Origin of the sequence: Parendozoicomonas verongulae, from assembly GCF_009711465.1 — a bacterium.
Taxonomy (GTDB): domain Bacteria; phylum Pseudomonadota; class Gammaproteobacteria; order Pseudomonadales; family Endozoicomonadaceae; genus Sansalvadorimonas; species Sansalvadorimonas verongulae.
This window is the reverse complement of sequence record NZ_SMME01000156.1, coordinates 1-302: the sequence shown is the minus strand read 5'-3', so window position 1 is coordinate 302 and position 302 is coordinate 1. Positions and strand designations below refer to the sequence as shown.

The 302-nt window shown below is 55.6% G+C and carries 1 protein-coding gene; it reads left to right on the top strand.

Translation table 11 applies throughout. From position 1 onward, the window contains the following. The coding region (locus tag E1189_RS22085; RefSeq protein ID WP_196220807.1) for a hypothetical protein at window positions 1-246 on the top strand (246 nt) is incomplete at its 5' end. Between the last annotated feature and the right edge of the window lie 56 nt (window positions 247-302).

Genomic DNA, 302 nt, shown 5'->3' with positions numbered 1-302 from the left:
GCCTTGGGCCTGAACCGCAGAGTCTTCAGCAAAACCCGTGATCAGCGCAAAGACCGGGAGCGGGAAGAACGGCGCAGGGACATAAACCGAACGACACCCGTCAACGAATCCCAAAGGCGAACCGGCACACCTTCTAAAGTCATCCGTCTTGAATACGCTGGCGGCTCGGTGGATGTGAACGTGCGCCAAGGCGATGAAAACAAACTGCTGCGGGCACTGAAAACCGCAGGGGGGAGGTCAATCTAATGCAGCTCGATACGTTAACGCTCCCGGATAACTTCATCTGGGTGAATGAGTTTGAC